Genomic DNA, 20305 nt, shown 5'->3' on the forward strand with positions numbered 1-20305 from the left:
GATGAATATTGAAGTCCTGCTAAACAATCGATGGCCCTTGATCGCGTGGTTACTGCTTAGCGCCATGTATGGCAATTACGCTTGGGCTAATACCTGCACCGGAAGTCCACTGTCGACAAACTTCACCAGCGCCGATTTCGCCATGCTCAAGCCTCCTCGCGATATTCCGGTGGGCAGCACTATTCTGGTCAAGGAAATTGACCAGGGCAAAACAACCATGACCTGTAGCGGCAATGGGCTTTGGTTTGACTACGGTTTTGTCGGTGGCGCTACCAAGACCGCCTACGAGCATGTTTACGAGACTGGAGTCCCCGGGATTGGCATGCGGATTTACTGGTACAACGAGGGTGGCGTGTACATGGAGTGGCCCAGGTTCGAGCGTCGGCTGAACCCCACTACCTATACACCACCGCATAAGTTCAAGTTGGAACTGGTCAAGACTGGCCCCATCGGTTCAGGAAAGTTCAGCGACCACAAGATCAGGATTTATTACCACAACCAATTGAGCAACGAGATCTTGTTCAATAACGTGTCGTACACCGCTCAGAGCAGAGGGTGTGCGGTTGCCCGTCCGGTGCAAACGGTCATCATGCCGGCTGTTCCGTTGAGCAAGTTCACGACGGATGGCATTCCGTTTAGCCCCACTTCGTTCGAGATTGATCTTAAGTGCGACAAAGGGGTCAAGGTGGCCTATGTCATTGATGGGGCTAACGCCAATATGCACATTTTGCTTAACAGCAACGGTGAGGGCATGGCCAAGGGCGTGGGGTTGATTCTGCTACAAGGTGATGCCAACAGTGAGGTTGGGCAAATGCTCGGGACCCGGACGGAGTTCAAGACTACGCAAACTACTGTCGATGGCGAAATGCTGAGTATCCCGTTAACCGTTTTTTATATGTATTACGGTCCGAAAGTGACGGCTGGTTATGTTCGGACCAATGCCATGGTGACTTTCATATATGAATGAGCGGAGAGTTTTCATTGATGTATGAGCGGCGCCAAGCGTCCTGTTGATCAGGACGCTTTCGGCTTCAGTGAGTTGATGATAGAGCTTTGTTGACGACTCAAATTCTGCCTAGTAGCAGTAATACCAGGAGCACCACCAGCACGACGCCGATGATTCCCGAAGGGCCATATCCCCAACTTCTGGAGTGTGGAAAAACAGGCAGGCCGCCAATCAGCAGCAAAATCAGAATGATGATCAGAATGGTGCTCATGGTGGTTTCCTTATTGGAGTAGTGTCGAACAACTTGGTTGTTCAAGGACAACCAGGCTTGATGGATAAAGCCGGGCGCTTAACAAGTCCGACTCTGCGCCTTTCGGGAAAATTCCAAGTTTTTTAAGGTTTTTCGCTTCCGGGGTCATGTCCTTTGCACCTGGCAAGGTTGTTTTTTGCGGGCGCCGCAGTATTCACCAACTGATGGGTTTGCCCGGGGCATTCAGCATTCTGATGGTGCGTGGGTGCCGCCAGGGCCTTCGCTACACTGCGGCCCATCTTCCCCGGAACAACAAGGCAACTCTTATGCAAAATCGCATGATGATCACTGGCGCCGGCTCCGGCCTGGGTCGCGAAATCGCTTTGCGCTGGGCCCGCGATGGCTGGCGGCTGGCCTTGTCCGATGTCAGCGAGGCGGGACTGCAGGAAACCCTGAGGCAGGTACGCGCAGCCGGTGGCGACGGCTTCGTGCAGCGCTGCGATGTGCGTGACTACAGCCAGTTGACGGCCTTTGCCCAGGCCTGCGAGGTCAAGTTCGGCGGCATCGACATCATCGTCAACAACGCCGGTGTGGCATCGGGCGGTTTCTTCAGCGAGCTGTCCCTGGAGGATTGGGACTGGCAGATCGCAATCAACCTGATGGGCGTGGTCAAGGGCTGCAAGGCCTTCCTGCCGCTGCTGGAGCAAAGCAAGGGCAAGATCATCAACATCGCCTCGATGGCCGCCTTGATGCAGGGCCCGGCCATGAGCAACTACAACGTGGCCAAGGCGGGCGTGGTGGCGCTGTCCGAGAGCCTGTTGGTGGAGCTGGCGCAGCAGGAAATCGGCGTGCACGTAGTCTGCCCGTCGTTCTTCCAGACCAACCTGCTGGACTCCTTCCGCGGCCCGACTCCGGCGATGAAGGCTCAGGTGGGCAAGTTGCTGGAAAGCTCGCCGATCACCGCTGCCGAGATTGCCGATTACATTCACACCCAGGTCAACGCCGGCCAGTTCATGATCCTGCCCCACGAACAAGGGCGCATGGCCTGGGCCCTGAAGCAGAAAAACCCTCAAGCGCTGTACGACGAAATGACCCTGATGGCCGACAAGATGCGTGCCAAGGCCAAACAGAGCGCCCACTGAGCTTGCTCCACCGCCATGGCCTCGTTAGGGTTGCCGGCACCTGGCAATCCTGACGAGACCTTGCATGCTCAATTACCTGTGGTTCTTCCTTGCGGCGCTGTTTGAAATCGCCGGCTGTTATGCCTTCTGGATGTGGTTGCGCCAGGGCAAGAGCGCCCTGTGGGTGATTCCCGCCCTGATCAGCCTGACCCTGTTCGCCCTGTTGCTGACCAAAGTCGAAGCCACTTACGCCGGACGCGCCTATGCCGCCTACGGTGGCATCTACATCGTTGCGTCCATTGGCTGGCTGGCGGTGGTGGAGCGTGTGCGGCCCCTGGGCTCGGACTGGCTGGGGCTGGGGCTGTGTGTGATCGGGGCCAGTGTGATTCTGTTTGGCCCGCGCTTTTCCAACGGCTGAGCATCCCGGCACAAAGGTTGGGCCGGTCCCGGCATCAGTCGAACAGTTCCTTGGGCACATCGTGCTTGAGCATCAATTGGCACTGCTCGCTGTCCGGATCGAAAACGATCACCGCCTGGCCCTTGCTCAGGGCCTGACGCACCCGCAGCACGCGGGTTTCCAGAGGCGTTTCATCGCCGTTGTCGGTGCCCTCGCGGGTGACGAAGTCTTCGATCAGACGGGTCAGGGTGTCGACTTCAAGTTGGTCGTGGGGAATCAGCATTTTGGGGGGGCTCCGAAAAACAATCCCGGATGCTACTGCGCCCGGGGTCGTGCCGCCAGTTGCAGCGCGCACAAACCCCAGGTCGTGGTTCAGGACCTGTTACCCACCAGGCTGTCCACCGAGGGCACCCGAGTATCGCTCTCCATCTGGGCGTCGTGTTCCAGCTGATGACTGAAGCGATCCAGGGAGCCCTGGGCCGGCTGCGCATCGCTGGCGAACACAGGCGGGCTGAGGATATAGGCGCTGAGCAGGCGGCTGAGTGCCGCCAGGCTGTCGATGTGGGTGCGCTCGTAGCCGTGGGTGGCGTCGCACCCAAAGGCCAGCAGCGCGGTGCGAATGTCATGGCCAGCGGTGACCGCTGAGTGGGCGTCGCTGAAGTAGTAGCGGAACAGGTCGCGGCGCACCGGCAGTTCGTGCTCGGCGGCCAGGCGCAGCAGGTGCCGGGACAGGTGATAGTCGTAAGGGCCGCCGGAGTCCTGCATGGCCACGCTCACCGCATGCTCGCTGGAATGCTGGCCCGGTGCGACCGGGGCAATGTCGATGCCGACGAATTCGCTGACGTCCCAGGGCAGGGCCGCCGCCGCACCGCTGCCGGTTTCCTCGGTGATGGTGAACAGCGGGTGACAATCGATCATCAACGGCTCGCCGCTGTCGACGATGGCCTTGAGCGCCGCCAGCAAGGCGGCGACGCCGGCCTTGTCATCCAGGTGCCGGGCGCTGATGTGGCCGCTTTCGGTGAATTCCGGCAAGGGGTCGAAGGCGACAAAGTCGCCCACGCCTATACCCAGGGATTCGCAATCGGCGCGGGTGGTGCAGTAGGCGTCCAGGCGCAGTTCGATATGGTCCCAACTGATGGGCAGTTCATCCACCGCTGTGTTGAAGGCGTGGCCGGAGGCCATCAGCGGCAGCACGCTGCCGCGCAGCACGCCGTTGTCGGTGAACAGGCTGACCCGGCTGCCTTCGGCAAAGCGACTGGACCAGCAGCCCACCGGGGCCAGGGTCAGGCGGCTGTTGTCCTTCACCGCACGGACGCTGGCGCCGATGGTGTCCAGGTGCGCCGAGACAGCCCGGTCGGGGCTGTTCTTCTGGCCCTTGAGGGTGGCGCGGATGGTCCCGCGCCGGGTCAGTTCGAAGGGGATGCCCAGTTCTTCCAGGCGCTCGGCGACATAGCGCACGATGGTGTCGGTAAAACCGGTGGGGCTGGGAATGGCGAGCATTTCCAGGAGGACTTTCTGCAGGTAGGCGAGATCGGGCTGGGGAATCTGACGGGTCATGGAAACTCCGAATGAGAAAAGGCCATCGATGGTTTCGATGAGAGTTCGCTGGCAAGCCAGCTCCTACGAGAGGTAGGGGCCGGCTTGCCGGCGAAGGATCAAGGCGCCGGTTGGCTATGGGGAAACAGCAGGTCGATAAAACGCTCGGCGGTGGGCTGCGGTTCGTGGTTGGCCAGCCCGGCGCGCTCGTTGGCCTCGATGAACACGTAGTCCGGCTGGTCTGCCGCCGGCACGATCAGGTCCAGGCCGACCACCGGAATGTCCAGGGCCCGGGCCGCGCGGATGGCGGCCTCGGCCAGGGTCGGATGGAGGACGCCGGTGACGTCTTCCAGGGTGCCGCCGGTGTGCAGGTTGGCGGTGCGCCGGACGAACAGCCGCTCGCCGGCGGGCAGCACGCTGTTGTAGTCGAAACCGGCCGCATGCAGGGTGCGCTGGGTTTCCGGGTCCAGGGGGATCTTGCTTTCGCCGCCGGTGGCCGCCTGGCGCCGGCGACTGCGGGCTTCGATCAAGGCACCAATGGAATGCTGGCCGTCGCCGATGATCTCGGCGGGACGGCGGATGGCCGCGGCCACCACTTCAAAACCGATCACCAGAATGCGCAGGTCCAGGCCCTCGTGGAAACTCTCCAGCAGGACCCGGCTGTCGAAGCGGCGGGCGTTGTCGACCGCCCGCTGCAGCTCTTCGATCGTGCGCAGGTCCACGGCCACGCCCTGGCCCTGTTCGCCGTCCACGGGTTTGACCACCAGCCGCTGGTGCTGGTCGAGAAACTCCAGGTTGTCGTCGGCGCTGCCCGCCAGTTGTTGCGCGGGCAGATGCAGGCCGGCCTCTTTGAGCACCTGGTGGGTCAGGCGCTTGTCCTGGCACAGGCTCATGCTGATGGCGCTGGTCAGGTCGCTCAGGGATTCCCGGCAACGCACCCGGCGCCCGCCGTGGCTGAGGGTGAACAGCCCGGCGGCGGCGTCGTCGACTTGCACATCGATGCCGCGGCGATGGGCCTCCTCGACGATGATCCGCGCATAAGGGTTGAAGTCCGCCTGGGGCCCGGGGCCGAGGAACAGCGGCTGGTTGATGCCGTTCTTGCGCTTGATGGCGAAGGTCGACAGGGTGCGAAATCCCAGCTTGGCGTACAGGTTCTTGGCCTGGTGGTTGTCGTGCAGCACTGACAGGTCGAGGTGGCTCAGGCCGCGGCTCATGAAGTGTTCGATCAGGTGCCGCACCAGCACTTCGCCCACGCCCGGGCGGCTGCAGTCGGGATCCACCGCCAGGCACCAGAGGCTGCTGCCGTGCTCCGGGTCCTGGTAGGCCTTGTGGTGGTTCAGGCCCATGACGCTGCCGATCACCGCGCCGCTGTCCTCGTCTTCGGCCAGCCAGTACACCGGACCGCCCTGATGGCGTGGGGTCAGCCGTTGCGAATCGATGGGCAGCATGGCCCGGGACTGGTACAGGCGGTTGATGGCCTGCCAGTCGGCTTCGCTTTGCGCCCGACGGATGCGGAAACCGCGAAACACCCGGGTGGCCTGGCGGTAGTCGCTGAACCACAGGCGCAGGGTGTCGGAAGGGTCGAGGAACAGCTGCGCCGGTTCCAGGCCCAGTACCTGCTGCGGTGCGGCCACGTACAGAGCGATGTCGCGTTCACCCGGTTGCTCGTTGAGCAGTTCCGCGGCCAGGCTGCCGGGATCGGGAAAGGTGTGGCCGATCAGCAGGCGGCCCCAACCGCAGTGCAGGGCAATGGGGGCGTGGCCGGGTTCGCTGCCGTCCTCGGCAAAGCGCGCTTGCAGGCGTTCATAGGACGGCGCCTGGCCGCGTAGCAGGCGTTGGCTGTAAGCCGTGGCATTGGCTTTCATCGGTCAGATTCCTTGTTCGCTGAGCCACAGGTTCAAGGCCGCCAGTTGCCACAGCTTGGAGCCGCGCAGCGGGGTCAGTTGGCCCTGGGGATCGGTCAACAGGCGATCGAGCATGGCTGGGTTGAACAGGCCGCGATCCTGGCTCGGGTCCAGCAGCAGTTCCCGCACCCAGTTCAGGGTGTCGCCCTGCAAGTGCTTGAGGCCCGGTACCGGGAAGTAGCCTTTCTTGCGGTCGATGACTGCGCTGGGGATCACCCGCCGCGCCGCTTCCTTGAGCACCTGCTTGCCGCCGTCCGGCAATTTGAAGCGCGCCGGCACTCGGGCCGAAAGCTCCACCAGGCGATAGTCCAGGAACGGCGTGCGCGCCTCCAGGCCCCAGGCCATGGTCATGTTGTCCACCCGCTTGACCGGGTCATCCACCAGCATCACCGTGCTGTCCAGGCGCAGGGCCTTGTCCACCGGCGCATCGGCGCCGGGTTGGGCGAAATGCTCGCGGACGAAGTCGCCGGCGGCGTCGTGGTCGGTCAGCCATTGCGGCTGCACGGTGGCCGCGTAGTCGTCATGGCTGCGATCGAAGAAGGCGTCGCGGTAAGCCTGATAGGGATCGCTGGCGCCATCCACTTGCGGGTACCAGTGATAGCCGGCGAACAGCTCGTCGGCGCCCTGGCCGCTTTGCACCACCTTGCAGTGCCTGGCCACTTCTCGGGACAGCAAATAGAAGGCGATGCAATCGTGGCTGACCATCGGCTCGCTCATGGCGCGGAACGCCGCGGGCAACTGTTCGATGATCTCGCGCTCGTCGATCCGCAACTGGTGATGCCGGGTGCCGTAGTGGCGGGCAATCAGGTCCGAGTACTGAAACTCGTCGCCGCGTTCGCCGCCGGCATCCTCGAAGCCGATGGAGAAGGTCGACAGGTTGTCCACCCCGACTTCCCGCAGCAGGCCCACCAGCAGGCTGGAGTCGACCCCGCCGGAGAGCAGCACGCCGACATCCACCGCCGCCCGTTGGCGGATGGCCACCGCCTCGCGGGTGCTATCGAGCACTCGGTCAGTCCAGTCTTCCAGGCTCAGCCGGGTTTCGTCGGCACGGGGGCCGTAGGGCAGGGACCACCAGGTCTGCTGTTCGGTGCGGCCGTCGGCCTCGATGCGCATCCAGGTGGCCGGTGGCAGTTTCTCAATGCCCGCCAGCAAGGTGCGTGGTGCCGGAACCACGGCGTGGAAGTTCAGGTAGTGATTGAGCGCCACCGGGTCGAGGATCGGGTTGATATCCCCGCCCCTGAGCAAGGCTGGCAGGGCCGAGGCGAAGCGCAGCCGCTGGCCGCTGCGCGACAGGTACAAAGGCTTGACCCCGAGGCGGTCGCGGGCGATGAACAGGCGTTGGGCGTCGCGCTCCCAGATGGCGAAGGCGAACATGCCGTTGAGCTTGGGCAGCAGGTCCGTGCCCCAGGCGTGGTAGCCCTTGAGCAGCACTTCGGTGTCGCCGCCGGAATGGAAGGCGTAGCCCAGGGCTTCCAGTTCGGCGCGCAATTCGGGGAAGTTGTAGATGGCGCCGTTGAAGGCCAGTGACAGGCCCAGTTGGTTGTCGATCATGGGCTGCGCCGAGCCGTCCGACAGGTCCATGATTTTCAGTCGTCGATGGCCCAGGGCGATCGGGCCCTGGCTGTGAAAGCCCCAGGCGTCGGGGCCACGGGGGGCCAGGTGGTGGGTGATTCGTTCAACCGCTGCCAGGTCGGCAGGTTGATGATCAAAGCGTAATTCGCCAGCTAATCCGCACATAAGTCCTTACCGGTTTTTCCGTTGGGGAGAGTCGATCCGCAGTCGCCAAAGGGGCGGCTACCTGGAAACTGACCTGTGCATAACTCGGGAGTTTTAGACCGATCGGTTATAAGCCGACCGGTGGTGCTGAGGCGTGAAGAGCGCTTTTGCGTTCGGCCAATGGCCTCCGGTGCCGTTCAATACCCGGGGTTGGCGCTCTGTCTCAGGCCTTGCCGCGAATCAGGCGGCGCAGGGCAAAGCGATTGGGATGGCAGGCTTCGGCCACGCTCCTGGGCAGTGGCAGCGGCTCGTTTTCCAGCCAGGCGGCCAGCAGTTCGCCGGACAGCGGCGCGGTGATCAGGCCGCGAGAACCATGGCCGCTGTTGATGTACAGGCCGTCGAGCCAGGGGCAGGGCAGGTCCGGTACCTGGCGCGCGTCCTTGCCCAGGACGGCGTAGGTGTCGGCGAACGCTGCCGGGTCCGCCAGGGGGCCGACGATGGGCAGGTAGTCCGGGCTGGTGCAACGGAAGGCCGCACGTCCTTGCAGGCTGTCCAGGGGCAGTTGTTCGGCGTTCAGGCGTTGCAGCAGGTCGCTGGAGATTTCCCGCAGCATGTCCAGGTTGCCGGCATGCTCGGCGCTGGTCGGGGTCAGGTCCTGGCTGTTGAAGTCGAAGCTGGCGCCCAGGGTGTGCTCCCCCAGTCGCGGCGGAGCGACGTAACCTTCGGCGCAGACCACGGTGGCCAGGCTCTGGCTTTGTACGGTCTGCGGCAGGCGGGTGATTTGGCCGCGAATGCGTTTGAGGGGCAATTCGGCGCTGGCCGGGAAGCGCTTGATTTCGGCGGCACCGGCAAGGATCACCACCGCCGCACTGGCCAGCATCCGTTCGCCGTCCCAGGCTTGCCATTGCTGATCGACCCGGCGTAATTCCAGCACCTCCCGGTGCACCAGGACCTGGATCTGCGGATGTTTGGCCTGCCACTGGCACAGGGCCGGCGGATGCACCCAGCCTCCTTCGGGGTAGAACAGGCCGCCGTGGTCCAGGCCGATGCCGGCCAGGGCTTGGGCCTCTGGCTGATCCAGCTGCCGCAGCAGGTCGGTGGGGAAGGCCGCGGCCAACTGCGCCTGGCGTTCGGCCTCCTTGGGGTTGAAGGCCAGTTGCAGTACCCCGCACCCGTCCCAGTCGAGGCCGCGTTGCAGGTGTTCAAGCTGGCGCCGGGTGTAGCCGAAGCCGCTGAGGATCATCTGCGACAGCGCGGTGCCGTGGGCGGAGAGCTTGAGGTAGAGCACCCCTTGCGGATTACCCGAGGCTTCCTGGGCCAGGTGCGCGTGACGCTCGAGCAATTGCACTTGCCAGCCGCGGGCGGCAAGGCTGGCCGCGCTGGCGCAACCGGCCAGGCCGCCGCCGATCACCAAGGCGGTTTTGGCCTGGGCCGGCGGGCGGGCGAACCACGGTTTGACCTGTGCCGGCGATGGGCTGTCTTCGGGCCAGCCAAGGAATTCGCCGCGCAGCACTTCCCACTTGCGACCGATGCCCGGGGTGCGCTTCATCTTGAAGCCCGCGGCGTTCAACAGGCGGCGCACCCAGCCGGTGCTGGTGAAGGTGCTGAGGGTGGAACCTGGTGCGGCCAGACGCGCCAGTTCGGCGAACAGTTCCGGGGTCCACATGTCGGGGTTCTTCGCCGGAGCGAAGCCGTCGAGAAACCAGGCGTCGATCTGGGCGTCCAGTTGCGGTAACTGCTCCAGGGCGTCGCCGATCAGCAGGGTCAGGGTGACCCGGCCATCGTCCAGCACGATGCGCTGGAAACCGCCGTGCACGGCGACGTAGTGCTTGAGCAACTGCTGGCTCAGTTCGGTCAGTTCCGGCCACAGGGCCAGGGCCCGTTGCAGATCGGCCGGACGCAGGGGGTACTTTTCCACACTGACGAAATGCAGCCGGGCAGTGGCCGGCGCCTGTTGCCGGAACAACTGCCAGGCGCAGAGAAAGTTCAGCCCGGTGCCGAAGCCGGTTTCACCAATGACGAATCGCGCATCGGCGTTCAAGGCGGCAAAGCGTTCCCGCAGGCGGTTCTGTTCGATGAACACATGACGGGTTTCTTCCAGGCCCGAGTCGCTGGAGAAGTAAACGTCGTCGAAGACCCGCGAGCGCGGGCGTCCTTGGTCGTCCCAGTCGAGCTGGGCGTGGGGCAGTTCAGGTGTCATGTTCGGCTCATGTTGCGCAAGGCGGCCATTCTAGCCGATCACCGGCCCCGTGCCTGATCCACGGCAAGCCGCGGCGGGTTAAGGGATTTGTTTTCCTTGGCCGAGGTCCATCCGCTAGTCTTGGAAAATTCTTGGAAGGGAGCCACCCATGTTCGAATCCGCTGAAATCGGTCACGCCATCGACAAGGAAACCTACGATGCCGAGGTGCCGGCCTTGCGCGAGGCCTTGCTTGAGGCGCAGTTCGAGCTGCGCCAGAAGGCCAGGTTTCCGGTGATTGTGTTGATCAATGGTGTCGAGGGCGCCGGCAAGGGCGAGACGGTCAAGCTGCTCAGTGAATGGATGGACCCACGCTTGATCGAGGTGCGCACCTTCGATCAGCAGACCGACGAAGAACTGTCGCGACCGCCGGCCTGGCGCTACTGGCGGATGCTTCCGGCCAAGGGCCGCATGGGGGTGTTTTTCGGCAACTGGTACAGCCAGATGCTCCAGGGCCGGGTGCATGGCGAGATCAAGGACCCGCGCCTGGATCAGGCGATCAATGGTGCCGAACGCCTGGAAAAGATGCTCTGCGATGAAGGCGCGCTGATCTTCAAGTTCTGGTTTCACCTGTCCAAGAAGCAGATGAAGGACCGCCTCAAGTCGTTGCAGGATGACCCGCTGCACAGCTGGCGTATCAGCCCGCTGGACTGGCAGCAGTCGGAGACTTACGACAAGTTCGTCAAGTACGGCGAGCGGGTGTTGCGCCGCACCAGTCGCGACTACGCGCCCTGGCATGTGATCGAGGGCGTCGATCCACATTACCGCAGTCTCACCGTGGGCCGGATCCTGCTGGAGGGCTTGCAGAATGCCTTGAGCCGTCAACCGCTGAAGCCGACCCAGGTCAATGCCGCACCGCTGCCGACGGCGGTGGATGAGTTGAGTCTGCTGGACAGCCTGGACATGACCCAGCACCTGGACAAGGACGATTACGAGGAACAGTTGATTACCGAGCAGGCGCGCCTGGCCGGCCTGCTGCGGGACAAGCGCATGCGCAAGCACGCCCTGGTGGCGGTCTTCGAGGGCAATGACGCGGCGGGCAAGGGCGGCGCCATTCGCCGGGTCGCGGCGGCCCTGGACCCGCGCCAATACAGCATCGTGCCGATTGCCGCGCCCACTGAAGACGAACGCGCGCAGCCCTATCTCTGGCGTTTCTGGCGGCATATTCCGGCGCGGGGCAAGTTCACCATCTTCGACCGCTCCTGGTATGGCCGGGTGCTGGTGGAGCGGGTCGAGGGTTTCTGCCAGCCGGCGGATTGGCTGCGGGCCTACAGCGAGATCAACGACTTTGAGGAGCAGTTGGCCGATGCCCGGGTGATCGTGGTGAAGTTCTGGCTGGCGATCGACAAGGACACCCAACTGGAGCGTTTCCAGGCGCGTGAGGCGATTCCCTTCAAGCGTTTCAAGATCACCGAGGACGATTGGCGCAACCGCGACAAGTGGGGCGACTACCGCCTTGCCGTCGGCGACATGGTCGACCGTACCAGCACCGAAGTGGCGCCCTGGACCCTGGTGGAGGCCAACGACAAACGCTGGGCTCGGGTCAAGGTTCTGCGCACCATCAACCGTGCCCTGGAAGCCGCGTTCGAGCGTTCCGACAAGCACGACAAGAAAGACAAGAAGGACAAGAAGTAGGTCGATGGTCGCGCATACGCCCAGTGAATGATTGTCGCGGTCCTGGGGGAGGGGCCTCTATGCTCGAGGCTCTTTCCTGCCGCCAACAACAATGAGGTGCGTCATGCGTGAAGTGGTGATCGTCGACAGCGTACGGACTGGCCTGGCCAAGTCCTTTCGCGGCAAGTTCAACCAGACCCGTCCGGATGACATGGCCGCGCACTGCGTCAATGCGCTGCTCGCCCGCAATGGCATCGACCCGGCCAGCGTCGAGGACTGCATCGTCGGCGCCGGTTCCAATGAAGGGGCCCAGGGCTTCAACATCGGCCGCAACGTCGCGGTGCTCTCGGCCCTGGGCACCGGCACGGCGGGCATGACCCTCAACCGTTTCTGCTCCTCGGGCCTGCAGGCGATCGCCATCGCCGCCAACCAGATCGCCTCCGGCTGCAGCGACATCATCGTCGCCGGCGGTGTCGAATCCATCAGCCTGACCATGAAGAGCGTCAACACCGACAACCTGATCAACCCGCTGCTTAAGGAGCAGGTGCCGGGCATCTACTTCCCCATGGGCCAGACCGCCGAGGTGGTGGCCCGGCGCTACAACGTCAGCCGCGAAGCCCAGGACCGGTACTCCCTGCAAAGCCAGCAGCGTACCGCCCAGGCCCAGGCCGCCGGCCTGTTTCGCGATGAAATCGTGCCGATGACGGTCAAGTACAAGGTCGAGGACAAGAGTACCGGGCAGGTGCAGGTCCTCGACGGCGTGGTGGACCGCGACGATTGCAACCGCCCGGACACCACCCTGGACAACCTTGCGGCATTGAAGCCGGTGTTTGCCGAGGACGGTTCGGTGACCGCGGGCAACTCTTCGCAGCTGTCCGATGGTGCCTCCATGACCCTGGTGATGAGCCTGGAACGGGCCCTGGCCTTGGGGCTCAAGCCCAAGGCGTTCTTCCGTGGCTTTACCGTCGCCGGCTGCGAGCCTGACGAGATGGGCATCGGCCCGGTGTTCTCGGTGCCCAAGCTGCTCAAGGCCAAGGGCTTGAAGGTGGACGACATCGATCTGTGGGAACTCAACGAGGCGTTCGCCTCGCAGTGCCTGTATGCCCGCGACCGCCTGGAGATCGACAACGCCAGGTACAACGTCAACGGCGGTTCGATCTCCATCGGCCACCCGTTCGGCATGACCGGTTCGCGTCAGGTCGGGCATCTGGTGCGCGAGTTGCAGCGGCGCAACCTGAGGTACGGCATTGTCACCATGTGCGTGGGCGGGGGCATGGGGGCAACGGGGCTGTTCGAAGCCGTGCGCTAGGTTTCGCTTCGTCGGCAAGCCGGCTCCTGCGGGGGGCGGCTTGTGCTTTTTACGACCTGCACAATCTTGTTTGCGCTTTGCCGCCAACTGTCTCTGTGTCGGCCCCCGGCCCGGGCCTAGAATGCGGACCTTGCTTGTCAGGCTTTGTGGGGTTCGCATGCACGTCTCGTCCGGTCGCTGGGTCTATGGCTTGTTCCTCGCCTTATTGACCGCGCTGTTGTGGGGCATCCTGCCCATCAAGCTCAAGCAAGTGCTGCTGGTGATGGATCCGGTGACCGTGACCTGGTTTCGCCTGCTGGTGTCCGGCGGCTGTCTGTTTTTCTACCTGGCGGCGGTGGGGCGTTTGCCGCGCTGGCGCGCGCTCGGCCCGAAAGGGGTATGGCTGGTGCCGATCTCGGTCCTGGGGCTGGTGGGCAATTACGTGCTGTACCTGATGGGCCTGAACCTGCTGAGCCCGGGCACCGCGCAACTGGTGGTGCAGATGGGGCCGATCCTGCTGCTGATCGCCAGTGTCTTTGTGTTCAAGGAACGCTTCAGCCTGGGGCAAGGCCTGGGGCTGCTGGTGCTGTTGCTCGGTTTCGGACTGTTCTTCAATCAGCGCCTGACCGAGCTGCTGACCTCCCTGAGTGACTACACCGCTGGAGTCTTGACCATTCTCGCGGCTTCGGCGGTCTGGACCTTTTATGCCCTGGGGCAGAAGCAGTTGCTGAGCGTGTGGAATTCCTTGCAGGTGATGATGGTGATCTACCTGTTCTGTGCCCTGTTGCTCACTCCGTGGGTGCATCCGCAGGAAGCCCTGGTGCTGAGTCCGTTGCAGGGCTGGCTGTTGCTGGCCTGTTGCCTGAATACCCTAGTTGCCTATGGCGCCTTTGCCGAAGCCCTGGCCCATTGGGAGGCGTCACGGGTCAGTGCGACCCTGGCGATCACGCCCCTGGTGACCTTTGCCGCGGTGGCCTGGGCGGCCTGGGTCTGGCCGGACTACGTGCACGCCGAACAGATCAATGGCCTGGGTTATGGCGGGGCGTTGCTGGTGGTGCTGGGGTCGGCGCTGACGGCGTTGGGGCCGTCATTGGTGGCGGGTTTGCGCGCTCGGCGGCAGCGGATTGCGGCGGGGTGAGCTTCGCTGGCCAGCCAGCTCCTACAGAAGTGTGGCGGTAGGAACTGGCTTGCCAGAGAAAAAGACGCGCGCTAACCCTGTTTTCCGGCCTCCAGCATGTTTTCCGGGCGGACCCAGGCATCAAATTGCTCATCGGTCAGGTAGCCCAGCGCCAGCGCCGCTTCGCGCAGGGTCAGGTTTTCGGCATAGGCCTTTTTGGCGATCTCGGCGGCCTTGTCGTAGCCGATATGGGTGTTCAGCGCGGTCACCAGCATCAGGCCGCGTTCCAGGTGCGCGGCCATCTGCTGGGGATCAGGCTCCAGCCCGGCGATGCAGTGCTGCTGGAAGTTGCTGCAGCCGTCGGCCAGCAAGCGGATCGATTGCAGCAGGTTGTGGATGATCACCGGCTTGAACACGTTCAACTGCAGGTGACCCTGGCTGGCGGCAAAGCCGATCGCCACGTCGTTGCCCATGACCTGGCAGGCGAGCATCGACAGGGCTTCGCATTGGGTCGGGTTGACCTTGCCGGGCATGATCGAACTGCCTGGCTCGTTGGCCGGCAGCTTGACTTCGGCCAATCCCGCCCGCGGGCCAGAGCCCAGCAGGCGCAGGTCGTTGGCGATTTTCATCAGGCTCACCGCGAGGGTTTTCAGCGCGCCGGACAGGGTGGTCAGCGGCTCGTGGCCGGCCAGGGCGGCGAACTTGTTCGGCGCGGTGACGAACGGCAGGCCCGAGAGCGCGGCCAGTTCGGCAGCGATGGCTTCACCGAAGCCGTGGGGCGAGTTCAGACCAGTGCCCACGGCGGTGCCGCCCTGGGCCAGCTCGCATACCGCAGGCAAGGCGCTGCGGATAGCGCGCTCGGCGTAGCTCAGTTGGGCGATGAAGGCGGAGATTTCCTGACCGAAGGTAATGGGTGTGGCATCCATCATGTGGGTGCGTCCGGTCTTCACCAGCTTCATGTGCCGGGCCGACAGTTCGGCCAGGCCGCCGGACAGCTCGGTGATCGCCGGCAGCAGCTGGAACTGCACGGCCTGGGCCGCCGCGATGTGCATGGCGGTGGGGAAGCAGTCGTTGGAGCTTTGCGAGCGGTTGACATGATCGTTGGGGTGCACCGGAGACTTGCCGCCCCGGGGATTGCCCGCCAGTTCGTTGGCCCGGCCGGCCAGGACCTCGTTGACGTTCATGTTGCTCTGGGTGCCGCTGCCGGTCTGCCACACCACCAGGGGGAACTGGTCGTCATGCTCGCCGGCCAGCACTTCGTCGGCGGCCTGCTCGATCAGCCGGGCGATGTCGGCGGGGATATCGCCATTGCGATCATTGACCCGGGCGGCGGCTTTCTTGATCAGGGCCAGGGCATGCAGCACGGCCAGGGGCATGCGCTCGTTACCGATGGCGAAGTTGATCAGCGAGCGCTGGGTCTGCGCGCCCCAATAGGCTTGTTCCGGGACTTCAACCTGGCCCAGGCTGTCGGTTTCGATTCGATTCATCGTGACATTCCTCCAAGTCTGACTGGCCAGTTTAGGCCCTGATCCGTGGCCCGGGTTCCGTGCGAGGAGGTTTTGTGTCCGTTGCCCGGGCAAAACCGGGGGCGCCGAGGCCTGGGGTTGAGGGACGCGGATCAATAGGCGCAGAATGGGCGCCCTTGGGGTTCTACCTCGCCTGCTAGATAAAGGAAACTCGATGACCCGTCTTCGTGCCATCTGTACCGCGGTTGTTCTGGTGTGTGCCAGCGGCCAGGTTCTTGCCGATACCGCCAGCCACAACGCCAGTGCCGAGGCCTTCCTGACCCTGGCCCATGCGGACAAGCTCGGTACGCCGGTGTACATGCAAGTCCAGCAAATGTTCGCCCAGCGTTTTGAACAGACCAAAGCACCTGAATCCAAACGCGCCCTGCTGGAAACCTACCAGGCCAAGGCCAACGCCGCGCTGGATCAGGCCATCGGCTGGAACAAGCTGAAACCGGACATGGTCAAGCTCTATACCAGCAACTTCAGCGAATCCGAGCTCAAGGACCTGGTAGCGTTCTACCAGTCGCCACTGGGCAAGAAAGTCCTGGAAAAAATGCCCCAGCTGACCCAGCAATCGGCGCAGATGACCCAGGCCAAGCTGGAAAGCGCGGTGCCGGTGGTGAACAAGCTGCTGGCCGACATGACCGCCGAGCTCGAGCCCAAGGCGGCCCCGGCGAAGAAGAAGTAAGCGGAGCCCGCAATGACCATGCAACAACGTATCGAAGCGGCGCTCGCGGCACTGCAGCCCGAGCACCTGCAAGTGCTGGATGAAAGCCACATGCACAGCCGTGGCCTGGAAACCCACTTCAAGGCGGTACTGGTCAGCGAGCAGTTCGCCGGCCTCAACAGCGTCAAGCGTCACCAGAAGGTCTACGCCACCCTCGGTGAGCTGATGGGCCAGTTCCATGCGTTGGCGCTGCACACCTACACCCCCGAGGAGTGGTCGAAGATCGGCGTGGCTCCCGCCTCGCCGACCTGTGCCGGTGGTCGATAGGAGCGGGTGCGTCTCGCTGCAGGTCTGAGGTCACTCAGGTGCGGCTTGCCGCTTGGAGCTTGAGGCTGCCTTTCTGATAGAATTCGCAACGCGCCGCTCAAGCCGGCGCGTTTTTTTTTGCATCCGGTTCACCCTTTACGAGGGTAGCCACCTGGAGAGATTTCCCATGACACAACCCATTGTCGTGGCGGCACTGTACAAGTTCGTCACCCTCGAAGATTACGTCAGCCTGCGCGAGCCCCTGCTGCAGGCCATGCTCGATAACGGCATCAAGGGCACCCTGCTGATCGCCGAGGAAGGCATCAATGGCACGGTTTCCGGCAGCCGCGAAGGCATCGACGGGCTGCTGGCCTGGCTGAAGAACGATCCGCGCATGGTCGAAATCGATCACAAAGAGTCGTATTGCGACGAGCAGCCGTTCTACCGCACCAAGGTCAAGCTCAAGAAAGAGATCGTCACCCTGGGCGTGCCCGGCGTCGACCCCAACAAGAAAGTCGGGACCTATGTCGAGCCCCAGGACTGGAACGCCCTGATCAGTGATCCGGAAGTGCTGCTGATCGATACCCGTAACGACTACGAAGTGTCCATCGGCACCTTCGAAGGCGCCATCGACCCCAAGACCACCAGCTTCCGCGAGTTTCCGGACTACATCAAAGCCAACTTCGACCCGAGCAAGCACAAGAAGGTGGCAATGTTCTGCACCGGCGGCATTCGCTGCGAGAAGGCTTCGAGCTACATGCTCAGCGAGGGCTTCGACGAGGTGTTCCACCTCAAGGGCGGGATCCTCAAGTACCTCGAAGAGGTGCCGCAGCAGGAGAGCAAGTGGCAGGGCGACTGCTTCGTGTTCGATAACCGGGTCACCGTTCGCCACGACCTGAGCGAAGGCGACTACGATCAATGTCATGCCTGTCGCACTCCGGTGAGCGTCGAGGATCGGGCTTCCGAGCACTATGTGCCCGGTATCAGCTGCCCGCATTGCTGGGACAAGCTGAGCGAGAAGACCCGCCGCAGCGCCATCGACCGGCAGAAGCAGATCGAATTGGCCAAGGCACGCAACATGCCGCACCCGATCGGTTACAACTACAAGCAATCTTCCTCCGAGGCTTGAGCCATGTCTGCCCGCCTGCTCTATGTGATGGACCCGATGTGTTCATGGTGCTGGGGTTTTGCGCCCGTGGCCCAGGCCCTGGCAGAGCAGGCCCAGGCCGCCGGTGTCGAGCTGCATCTGGTGGTGGGCGGCTTGCGCACCGGTAGCGGCTCGGCGCTGGAGCCCAATACCCGGCGCTACATTCTTGAGCACTGGCAGGCGGTGCAGCAGGCTACAGGCCAGCCGTTCACCTTCGATGGCGCCTTGCCCGATGGCTTTGTCTATGACACCGAGCCGGCTTGTCGGGCGATCGTCACCGCCCGGAGCCTGGCCCCGGACTGTGCCTGGAAACTACTGGGGCTGATCCAGCGGGCGTTCTATGTCGAAGGCCGTGATGTAACCCTGGCCAGTGTGCTGGTCGAGCTGGCGGAGCAGGCCGGGGTTCCGCGGATCGAGTTCGCCGAAGCCTTCGACCGGGCCGAGCAGCACGCGGCCACGGCGGCGGACTTCACTTGGGTCCAGGACCTGGGCATTGCCGGATTTCCTACCTTGCTGGCGGAGCGCAATGGCCAGTTGGCGCTGCTGACCAATGGCTATCAGCCACTGAGCGAGTTGTCGCCGTTGCTCGGCCGCTGGCTGGAGCGCGCCGCCTGTGCCTGAGCCGGTCGAATCCAGCGTCCCCGGCAAAATCGTTGATCGTTTGAGCTGGGGTGAAATCCGCCGTCTGGCGCTGCACCATCGGAAGTCGCTGTGGATCGCCAATGGCGTGGCCGTGCTGGCCACGCTGTGCAGTGTGCCGATCCCGCTGTTGCTGCCATTGCTGGTGGACGAAGTGCTGCTGGGTCATGGCGATGCGGCGCTGCAGGTAATGAACCGGTTTCTGCCTCAGGGGTGGCAGAGCGCGGCGGGCTATATCGGCCTGATGCTGCTGGCGACCCTGATCCTGCGTTGCTCCGCCCTGGTGTTCAACGTGGTCCAGGCGCGGTTGTTTGCCGGTCTGGCCAAGGACATCGTCTACCGGATCCGGGTGCGCCTGATCGAGCGGCTCAAGCGTATTTCCCTGGGGGAGTACGAAAGCCTGGGGGGCGGCACGGTGACTACCCACCTGGTCACCGACCTGGACACCGTTGACAAGTTCGTCGGGGAAACCCTGAGCCGGTTCCTGGTGGCCATGCTGACCCTGGTGGGCACGGCCGGCATCCTGATGTGGATGCACTGGAAGCTGGCGCTGCTGATCCTGCTGTTCAACCCGCTGGTGATCTTTGCCACGGTGCAACTGGGCAAGCGGGTCAAGCACCTGAAAAAACTGGAAAACGACAGCACCTCGCGGTTCACCCAGGCTCTGACCGAGACGCTGGAGGCGATTCAGGAAGTTCGAGCCGGCAACCGTCAGGGCTACTTTCTCGGTCGCCTGGGGCGGCGGGCCGAAGAGGTGCGCGATTATGCCGTGGCCTCGCAGTGGAAGAGCGATGCCTCGGGCCGGGCCAGCGGCCTGCTGTTTCAGTTCGGCATCGATATCTTCCGTGCCGCCGCGATGCTCACGGTGCTGTTCTCCGACCTGTCCATCGGCCAGATGCTGGCGGTGTTCAGCTACCTGTGGTTCATGATCGGCCCGGTGGAGCAACTGCTGAACCTGCAATACGCCTATTACGCCGCCGGTGGGGCCCTGAGCCGGATCAACGAGTTGTTGGCGCGGGCCGACGAGCCGCAGTACAGCGGCGGTGCGGATCCGTTCCTGGGCTGCGAAACCGTGGGTATCGAGGTTCGCGGCCTGAGCTTCGGTTACGGCGATGAACGGGTGCTGGACAACCTGAACCTGTCCATTGCGCCGGGTGAAAAGGTGGCGATCGTCGGCGCCAGTGGTGGTGGCAAGAGTACCCTGGTGCAACTGCTGCTGGGGTTGTACACGCCGCAGACCGGAGTCATCCGTTTTGGTGGTGCGACCCAGCAGGAAATCGGCCTGGAAACCGTGCGCGATAACGTTGCCGTGGTGTTGCAGCATCCTGCGCTGTTCAACGACACCATCCGCGCCAACCTGACCATGGGCCGCGAGCGCAGTGACAGCGCCTGCTGGCAGGCTCTGGAAATTGCCCAGTTGGACACCACCGTCAGGGCCCTGCCGCAGGGTCTGGACAGCGTGGTCGGGCGTTCCGGGGTGCGTTTGTCCGGTGGCCAGCGTCAGCGCCTGGCCATTGCACGGATGGTCCTGGCCGAGCCCAAGGTGGTGATCCTGGACGAGGCCACCTCGGCCCTGGATGCCGCCACCGAGTACAACCTGCATCAGGCCTTGACGCGCTTTCTGCGTGGGCGGACTACGCTGATCATTGCTCATCGCCTGTCGGCGGTAAAACAGGCGGACCGGGTTTTAGTGTTCGATGGCGGGCAGATTGCCGAAGATGGCGACCATCAGCAGCTTATTGCCGATGGCGGTCTTTATGCCAAGCTTTACGGGCATCTGCAGCAGGTTCGATAGTCTTGAGTTTTATCCGGCTTTCTGTGCTTAGTGCTTGAATTTCCTGGTGGAATAACCGTTTCAGCGTGAGGCAGCGGCCATTTCCTCCTGCCGGTCAGATTCCCTTGCTGCTCGCCC

General features: G+C 63.4%; 18 protein-coding genes. 11 read left to right on the forward strand and 7 right to left on the reverse strand.

The genetic code is table 11. The features are described from left to right. Position 1: 1 nt before the first annotated feature. The gene (locus BLV47_RS08175; RefSeq protein ID WP_092311962.1) at positions 2-967 is read left to right on the forward strand and encodes a fimbrial protein; all 966 of its coding nucleotides are present in this window, start codon (positions 2-4) and stop codon (positions 965-967) included. Between the two features lie 97 nt (positions 968-1064). Here the strand turns inward: BLV47_RS08175 and BLV47_RS08180 are convergent, their stop codons facing one another. After that, complete coding sequence (locus BLV47_RS08180; RefSeq protein ID WP_092311964.1) at positions 1065-1217, reverse strand: DUF3309 family protein; 153 nt, start codon at positions 1215-1217, stop codon at positions 1065-1067. 305 nt (positions 1218-1522) lie between these two features. On the opposite strand from BLV47_RS08180, the gene BLV47_RS08185 reads away from it, so the two are divergent. Both BLV47_RS08185 and BLV47_RS08190 read left to right on the forward strand, forming a co-directional pair. Then, positions 1523-2338 (forward strand): SDR family oxidoreductase, encoded by an 816-nt coding sequence (locus BLV47_RS08185; protein WP_092311969.1) that lies wholly within the window; start codon positions 1523-1525, stop codon positions 2336-2338. 64 nt (positions 2339-2402) lie between these two features. Next, positions 2403-2735, forward strand: a complete 333-nt coding sequence (locus BLV47_RS08190) for a YnfA family protein (RefSeq protein WP_092311972.1) — start codon at positions 2403-2405, stop codon at positions 2733-2735. 34 nt (positions 2736-2769) lie between these two features. Here BLV47_RS08190 and BLV47_RS08195 read toward each other — a convergent pair whose 3' ends face one another. From BLV47_RS08195 to mnmC, 5 genes are all read right to left on the reverse strand, one after another. Next, the gene (locus BLV47_RS08195; RefSeq protein ID WP_025127101.1) at positions 2770-2997 is read right to left on the reverse strand and encodes a YheU family protein; all 228 of its coding nucleotides are present in this window, start codon (positions 2995-2997) and stop codon (positions 2770-2772) included. 89 nt (positions 2998-3086) lie between these two features. Further along, on the reverse strand, positions 3087-4271 hold the full coding sequence (locus BLV47_RS08200; RefSeq protein ID WP_092311975.1) for an osmoprotectant NAGGN system M42 family peptidase: 1185 nt from the start codon (positions 4269-4271) through the stop codon (positions 3087-3089). 98 nt (positions 4272-4369) lie between these two features. Then, positions 4370-6115, reverse strand: coding sequence for an N-acetylglutaminylglutamine synthetase (ngg, locus tag BLV47_RS08205; RefSeq protein ID WP_092311978.1), 1746 nt, complete (start codon positions 6113-6115; stop codon positions 4370-4372). 3 nt (positions 6116-6118) lie between these two features. Next, positions 6119-7891, reverse strand: a complete 1773-nt coding sequence (locus BLV47_RS08210; RefSeq protein ID WP_092311981.1) for an N-acetylglutaminylglutamine amidotransferase — start codon at positions 7889-7891, stop codon at positions 6119-6121. A gap of 202 nt (positions 7892-8093) precedes the next feature. Beyond that, positions 8094-10070, reverse strand: a complete 1977-nt coding sequence (mnmC, locus tag BLV47_RS08215) for a bifunctional tRNA (5-methylaminomethyl-2-thiouridine)(34)-methyltransferase MnmC2/FAD-dependent 5-carboxymethylaminomethyl-2-thiouridine(34) oxidoreductase MnmC1 (protein WP_092311984.1) — start codon at positions 10068-10070, stop codon at positions 8094-8096. A 148-nt stretch (positions 10071-10218) separates the two neighbouring features. Here mnmC and pap point away from each other — a divergent pair, with 148 nt between their 5' ends. The 3 genes from pap (at position 10219) to BLV47_RS08230 (ending at position 14147) form a co-directional block, all read left to right on the forward strand. Beyond that, on the forward strand, positions 10219-11742 hold the full coding sequence (gene pap / locus BLV47_RS08220; protein ID WP_092311987.1) for a polyphosphate:AMP phosphotransferase: 1524 nt from the start codon (positions 10219-10221) through the stop codon (positions 11740-11742). 103 nt (positions 11743-11845) lie between these two features. Then, entirely contained in the window at positions 11846-13030 is a 1185-nt protein-coding gene (locus BLV47_RS08225; protein WP_092311990.1) for a thiolase family protein, read from the forward strand. A gap of 157 nt (positions 13031-13187) precedes the next feature. After that, the gene (locus tag BLV47_RS08230) at positions 13188-14147 is read left to right on the forward strand and encodes a DMT family transporter (protein ID WP_092311993.1); all 960 of its coding nucleotides are present in this window, start codon (positions 13188-13190) and stop codon (positions 14145-14147) included. A 71-nt stretch (positions 14148-14218) separates the two neighbouring features. On the opposite strand, the gene BLV47_RS08235 is transcribed toward BLV47_RS08230, so the two are convergent. Next, positions 14219-15613 carry a class II fumarate hydratase gene (locus BLV47_RS08235; RefSeq protein WP_092311996.1) on the reverse strand — a complete coding sequence of 465 codons (1395 nt, stop codon included), beginning with the start codon at positions 15611-15613 and terminating at the stop codon, positions 14219-14221. Between the two features lie 193 nt (positions 15614-15806). Here BLV47_RS08235 and BLV47_RS08240 point away from each other — a divergent pair, with 193 nt between their 5' ends. From BLV47_RS08240 to BLV47_RS08260, 5 genes are all read left to right on the forward strand, one after another. Further along, the gene (locus tag BLV47_RS08240; protein ID WP_092311999.1) at positions 15807-16322 is read left to right on the forward strand and encodes a DUF2059 domain-containing protein; all 516 of its coding nucleotides are present in this window, start codon (positions 15807-15809) and stop codon (positions 16320-16322) included. Positions 16323-16334: 12 nt separating this feature from the next. Further along, complete coding sequence (locus tag BLV47_RS08245) at positions 16335-16628, forward strand: BolA family protein (protein ID WP_060840462.1); 294 nt, start codon at positions 16335-16337, stop codon at positions 16626-16628. A 166-nt stretch (positions 16629-16794) separates the two neighbouring features. Next, positions 16795-17736, forward strand: a complete 942-nt coding sequence (gene trhO, locus BLV47_RS08250) for an oxygen-dependent tRNA uridine(34) hydroxylase TrhO (RefSeq protein WP_092312002.1) — start codon at positions 16795-16797, stop codon at positions 17734-17736. Positions 17737-17772: 36 nt separating this feature from the next. Further along, positions 17773-18375, forward strand: a complete 603-nt coding sequence (locus BLV47_RS08255) for a DsbA family protein (RefSeq protein ID WP_177431310.1) — start codon at positions 17773-17775, stop codon at positions 18373-18375. A gap of 28 nt (positions 18376-18403) precedes the next feature. Continuing rightward, on the forward strand, positions 18404-20188 hold the full coding sequence (locus BLV47_RS08260) for an ABC transporter ATP-binding protein (protein WP_208605291.1): 1785 nt from the start codon (positions 18404-18406) through the stop codon (positions 20186-20188). The last annotated feature ends 117 nt before the right edge of the window (positions 20189-20305 follow it).

Origin of the sequence: Pseudomonas saponiphila, assembly GCF_900105185.1 — a bacterium.
Lineage (GTDB): Bacteria > Pseudomonadota > Gammaproteobacteria > Pseudomonadales > Pseudomonadaceae > Aquipseudomonas > Aquipseudomonas saponiphila.

Excerpts from the sequence above, each read along its gene's own strand:
- BLV47_RS08175 (WP_092311962.1), top strand. The coding sequence starts at position 2 with ATGAATATTGAAGTCCTGCTAAACAATCGATGGCCCTTGATCGCGTGG.
- BLV47_RS08180 (WP_092311964.1), bottom strand. The coding sequence starts at position 1,217 with ATGAGCACCATTCTGATCATCATTCTGATTTTGCTGCTGATTGGCGGC.
- BLV47_RS08185 (WP_092311969.1), top strand. The coding sequence starts at position 1,523 with ATGCAAAATCGCATGATGATCACTGGCGCCGGCTCCGGCCTGGGTCGC.
- BLV47_RS08190 (WP_092311972.1), top strand. The coding sequence starts at position 2,403 with ATGCTCAATTACCTGTGGTTCTTCCTTGCGGCGCTGTTTGAAATCGCC.
- BLV47_RS08195 (WP_025127101.1), bottom strand. The coding sequence starts at position 2,997 with ATGCTGATTCCCCACGACCAACTTGAAGTCGACACCCTGACCCGTCTG.
- BLV47_RS08200 (WP_092311975.1), bottom strand. The coding sequence starts at position 4,271 with ATGACCCGTCAGATTCCCCAGCCCGATCTCGCCTACCTGCAGAAAGTC.
- ngg (WP_092311978.1), bottom strand. The coding sequence starts at position 6,115 with ATGAAAGCCAATGCCACGGCTTACAGCCAACGCCTGCTACGCGGCCAG.
- BLV47_RS08210 (WP_092311981.1), bottom strand. The coding sequence starts at position 7,891 with ATGTGCGGATTAGCTGGCGAATTACGCTTTGATCATCAACCTGCCGAC.
- mnmC (WP_092311984.1), bottom strand. The coding sequence starts at position 10,070 with ATGACACCTGAACTGCCCCACGCCCAGCTCGACTGGGACGACCAAGGA.
- pap (WP_092311987.1), top strand. The coding sequence starts at position 10,219 with ATGTTCGAATCCGCTGAAATCGGTCACGCCATCGACAAGGAAACCTAC.
- BLV47_RS08225 (WP_092311990.1), top strand. The coding sequence starts at position 11,846 with ATGCGTGAAGTGGTGATCGTCGACAGCGTACGGACTGGCCTGGCCAAG.
- BLV47_RS08230 (WP_092311993.1), top strand. The coding sequence starts at position 13,188 with ATGCACGTCTCGTCCGGTCGCTGGGTCTATGGCTTGTTCCTCGCCTTA.
- BLV47_RS08235 (WP_092311996.1), bottom strand. The coding sequence starts at position 15,613 with ATGAATCGAATCGAAACCGACAGCCTGGGCCAGGTTGAAGTCCCGGAA.
- BLV47_RS08240 (WP_092311999.1), top strand. The coding sequence starts at position 15,807 with ATGACCCGTCTTCGTGCCATCTGTACCGCGGTTGTTCTGGTGTGTGCC.
- BLV47_RS08245 (WP_060840462.1), top strand. The coding sequence starts at position 16,335 with ATGACCATGCAACAACGTATCGAAGCGGCGCTCGCGGCACTGCAGCCC.
- trhO (WP_092312002.1), top strand. The coding sequence starts at position 16,795 with ATGACACAACCCATTGTCGTGGCGGCACTGTACAAGTTCGTCACCCTC.
- BLV47_RS08255 (WP_177431310.1), top strand. The coding sequence starts at position 17,773 with ATGTGTTCATGGTGCTGGGGTTTTGCGCCCGTGGCCCAGGCCCTGGCA.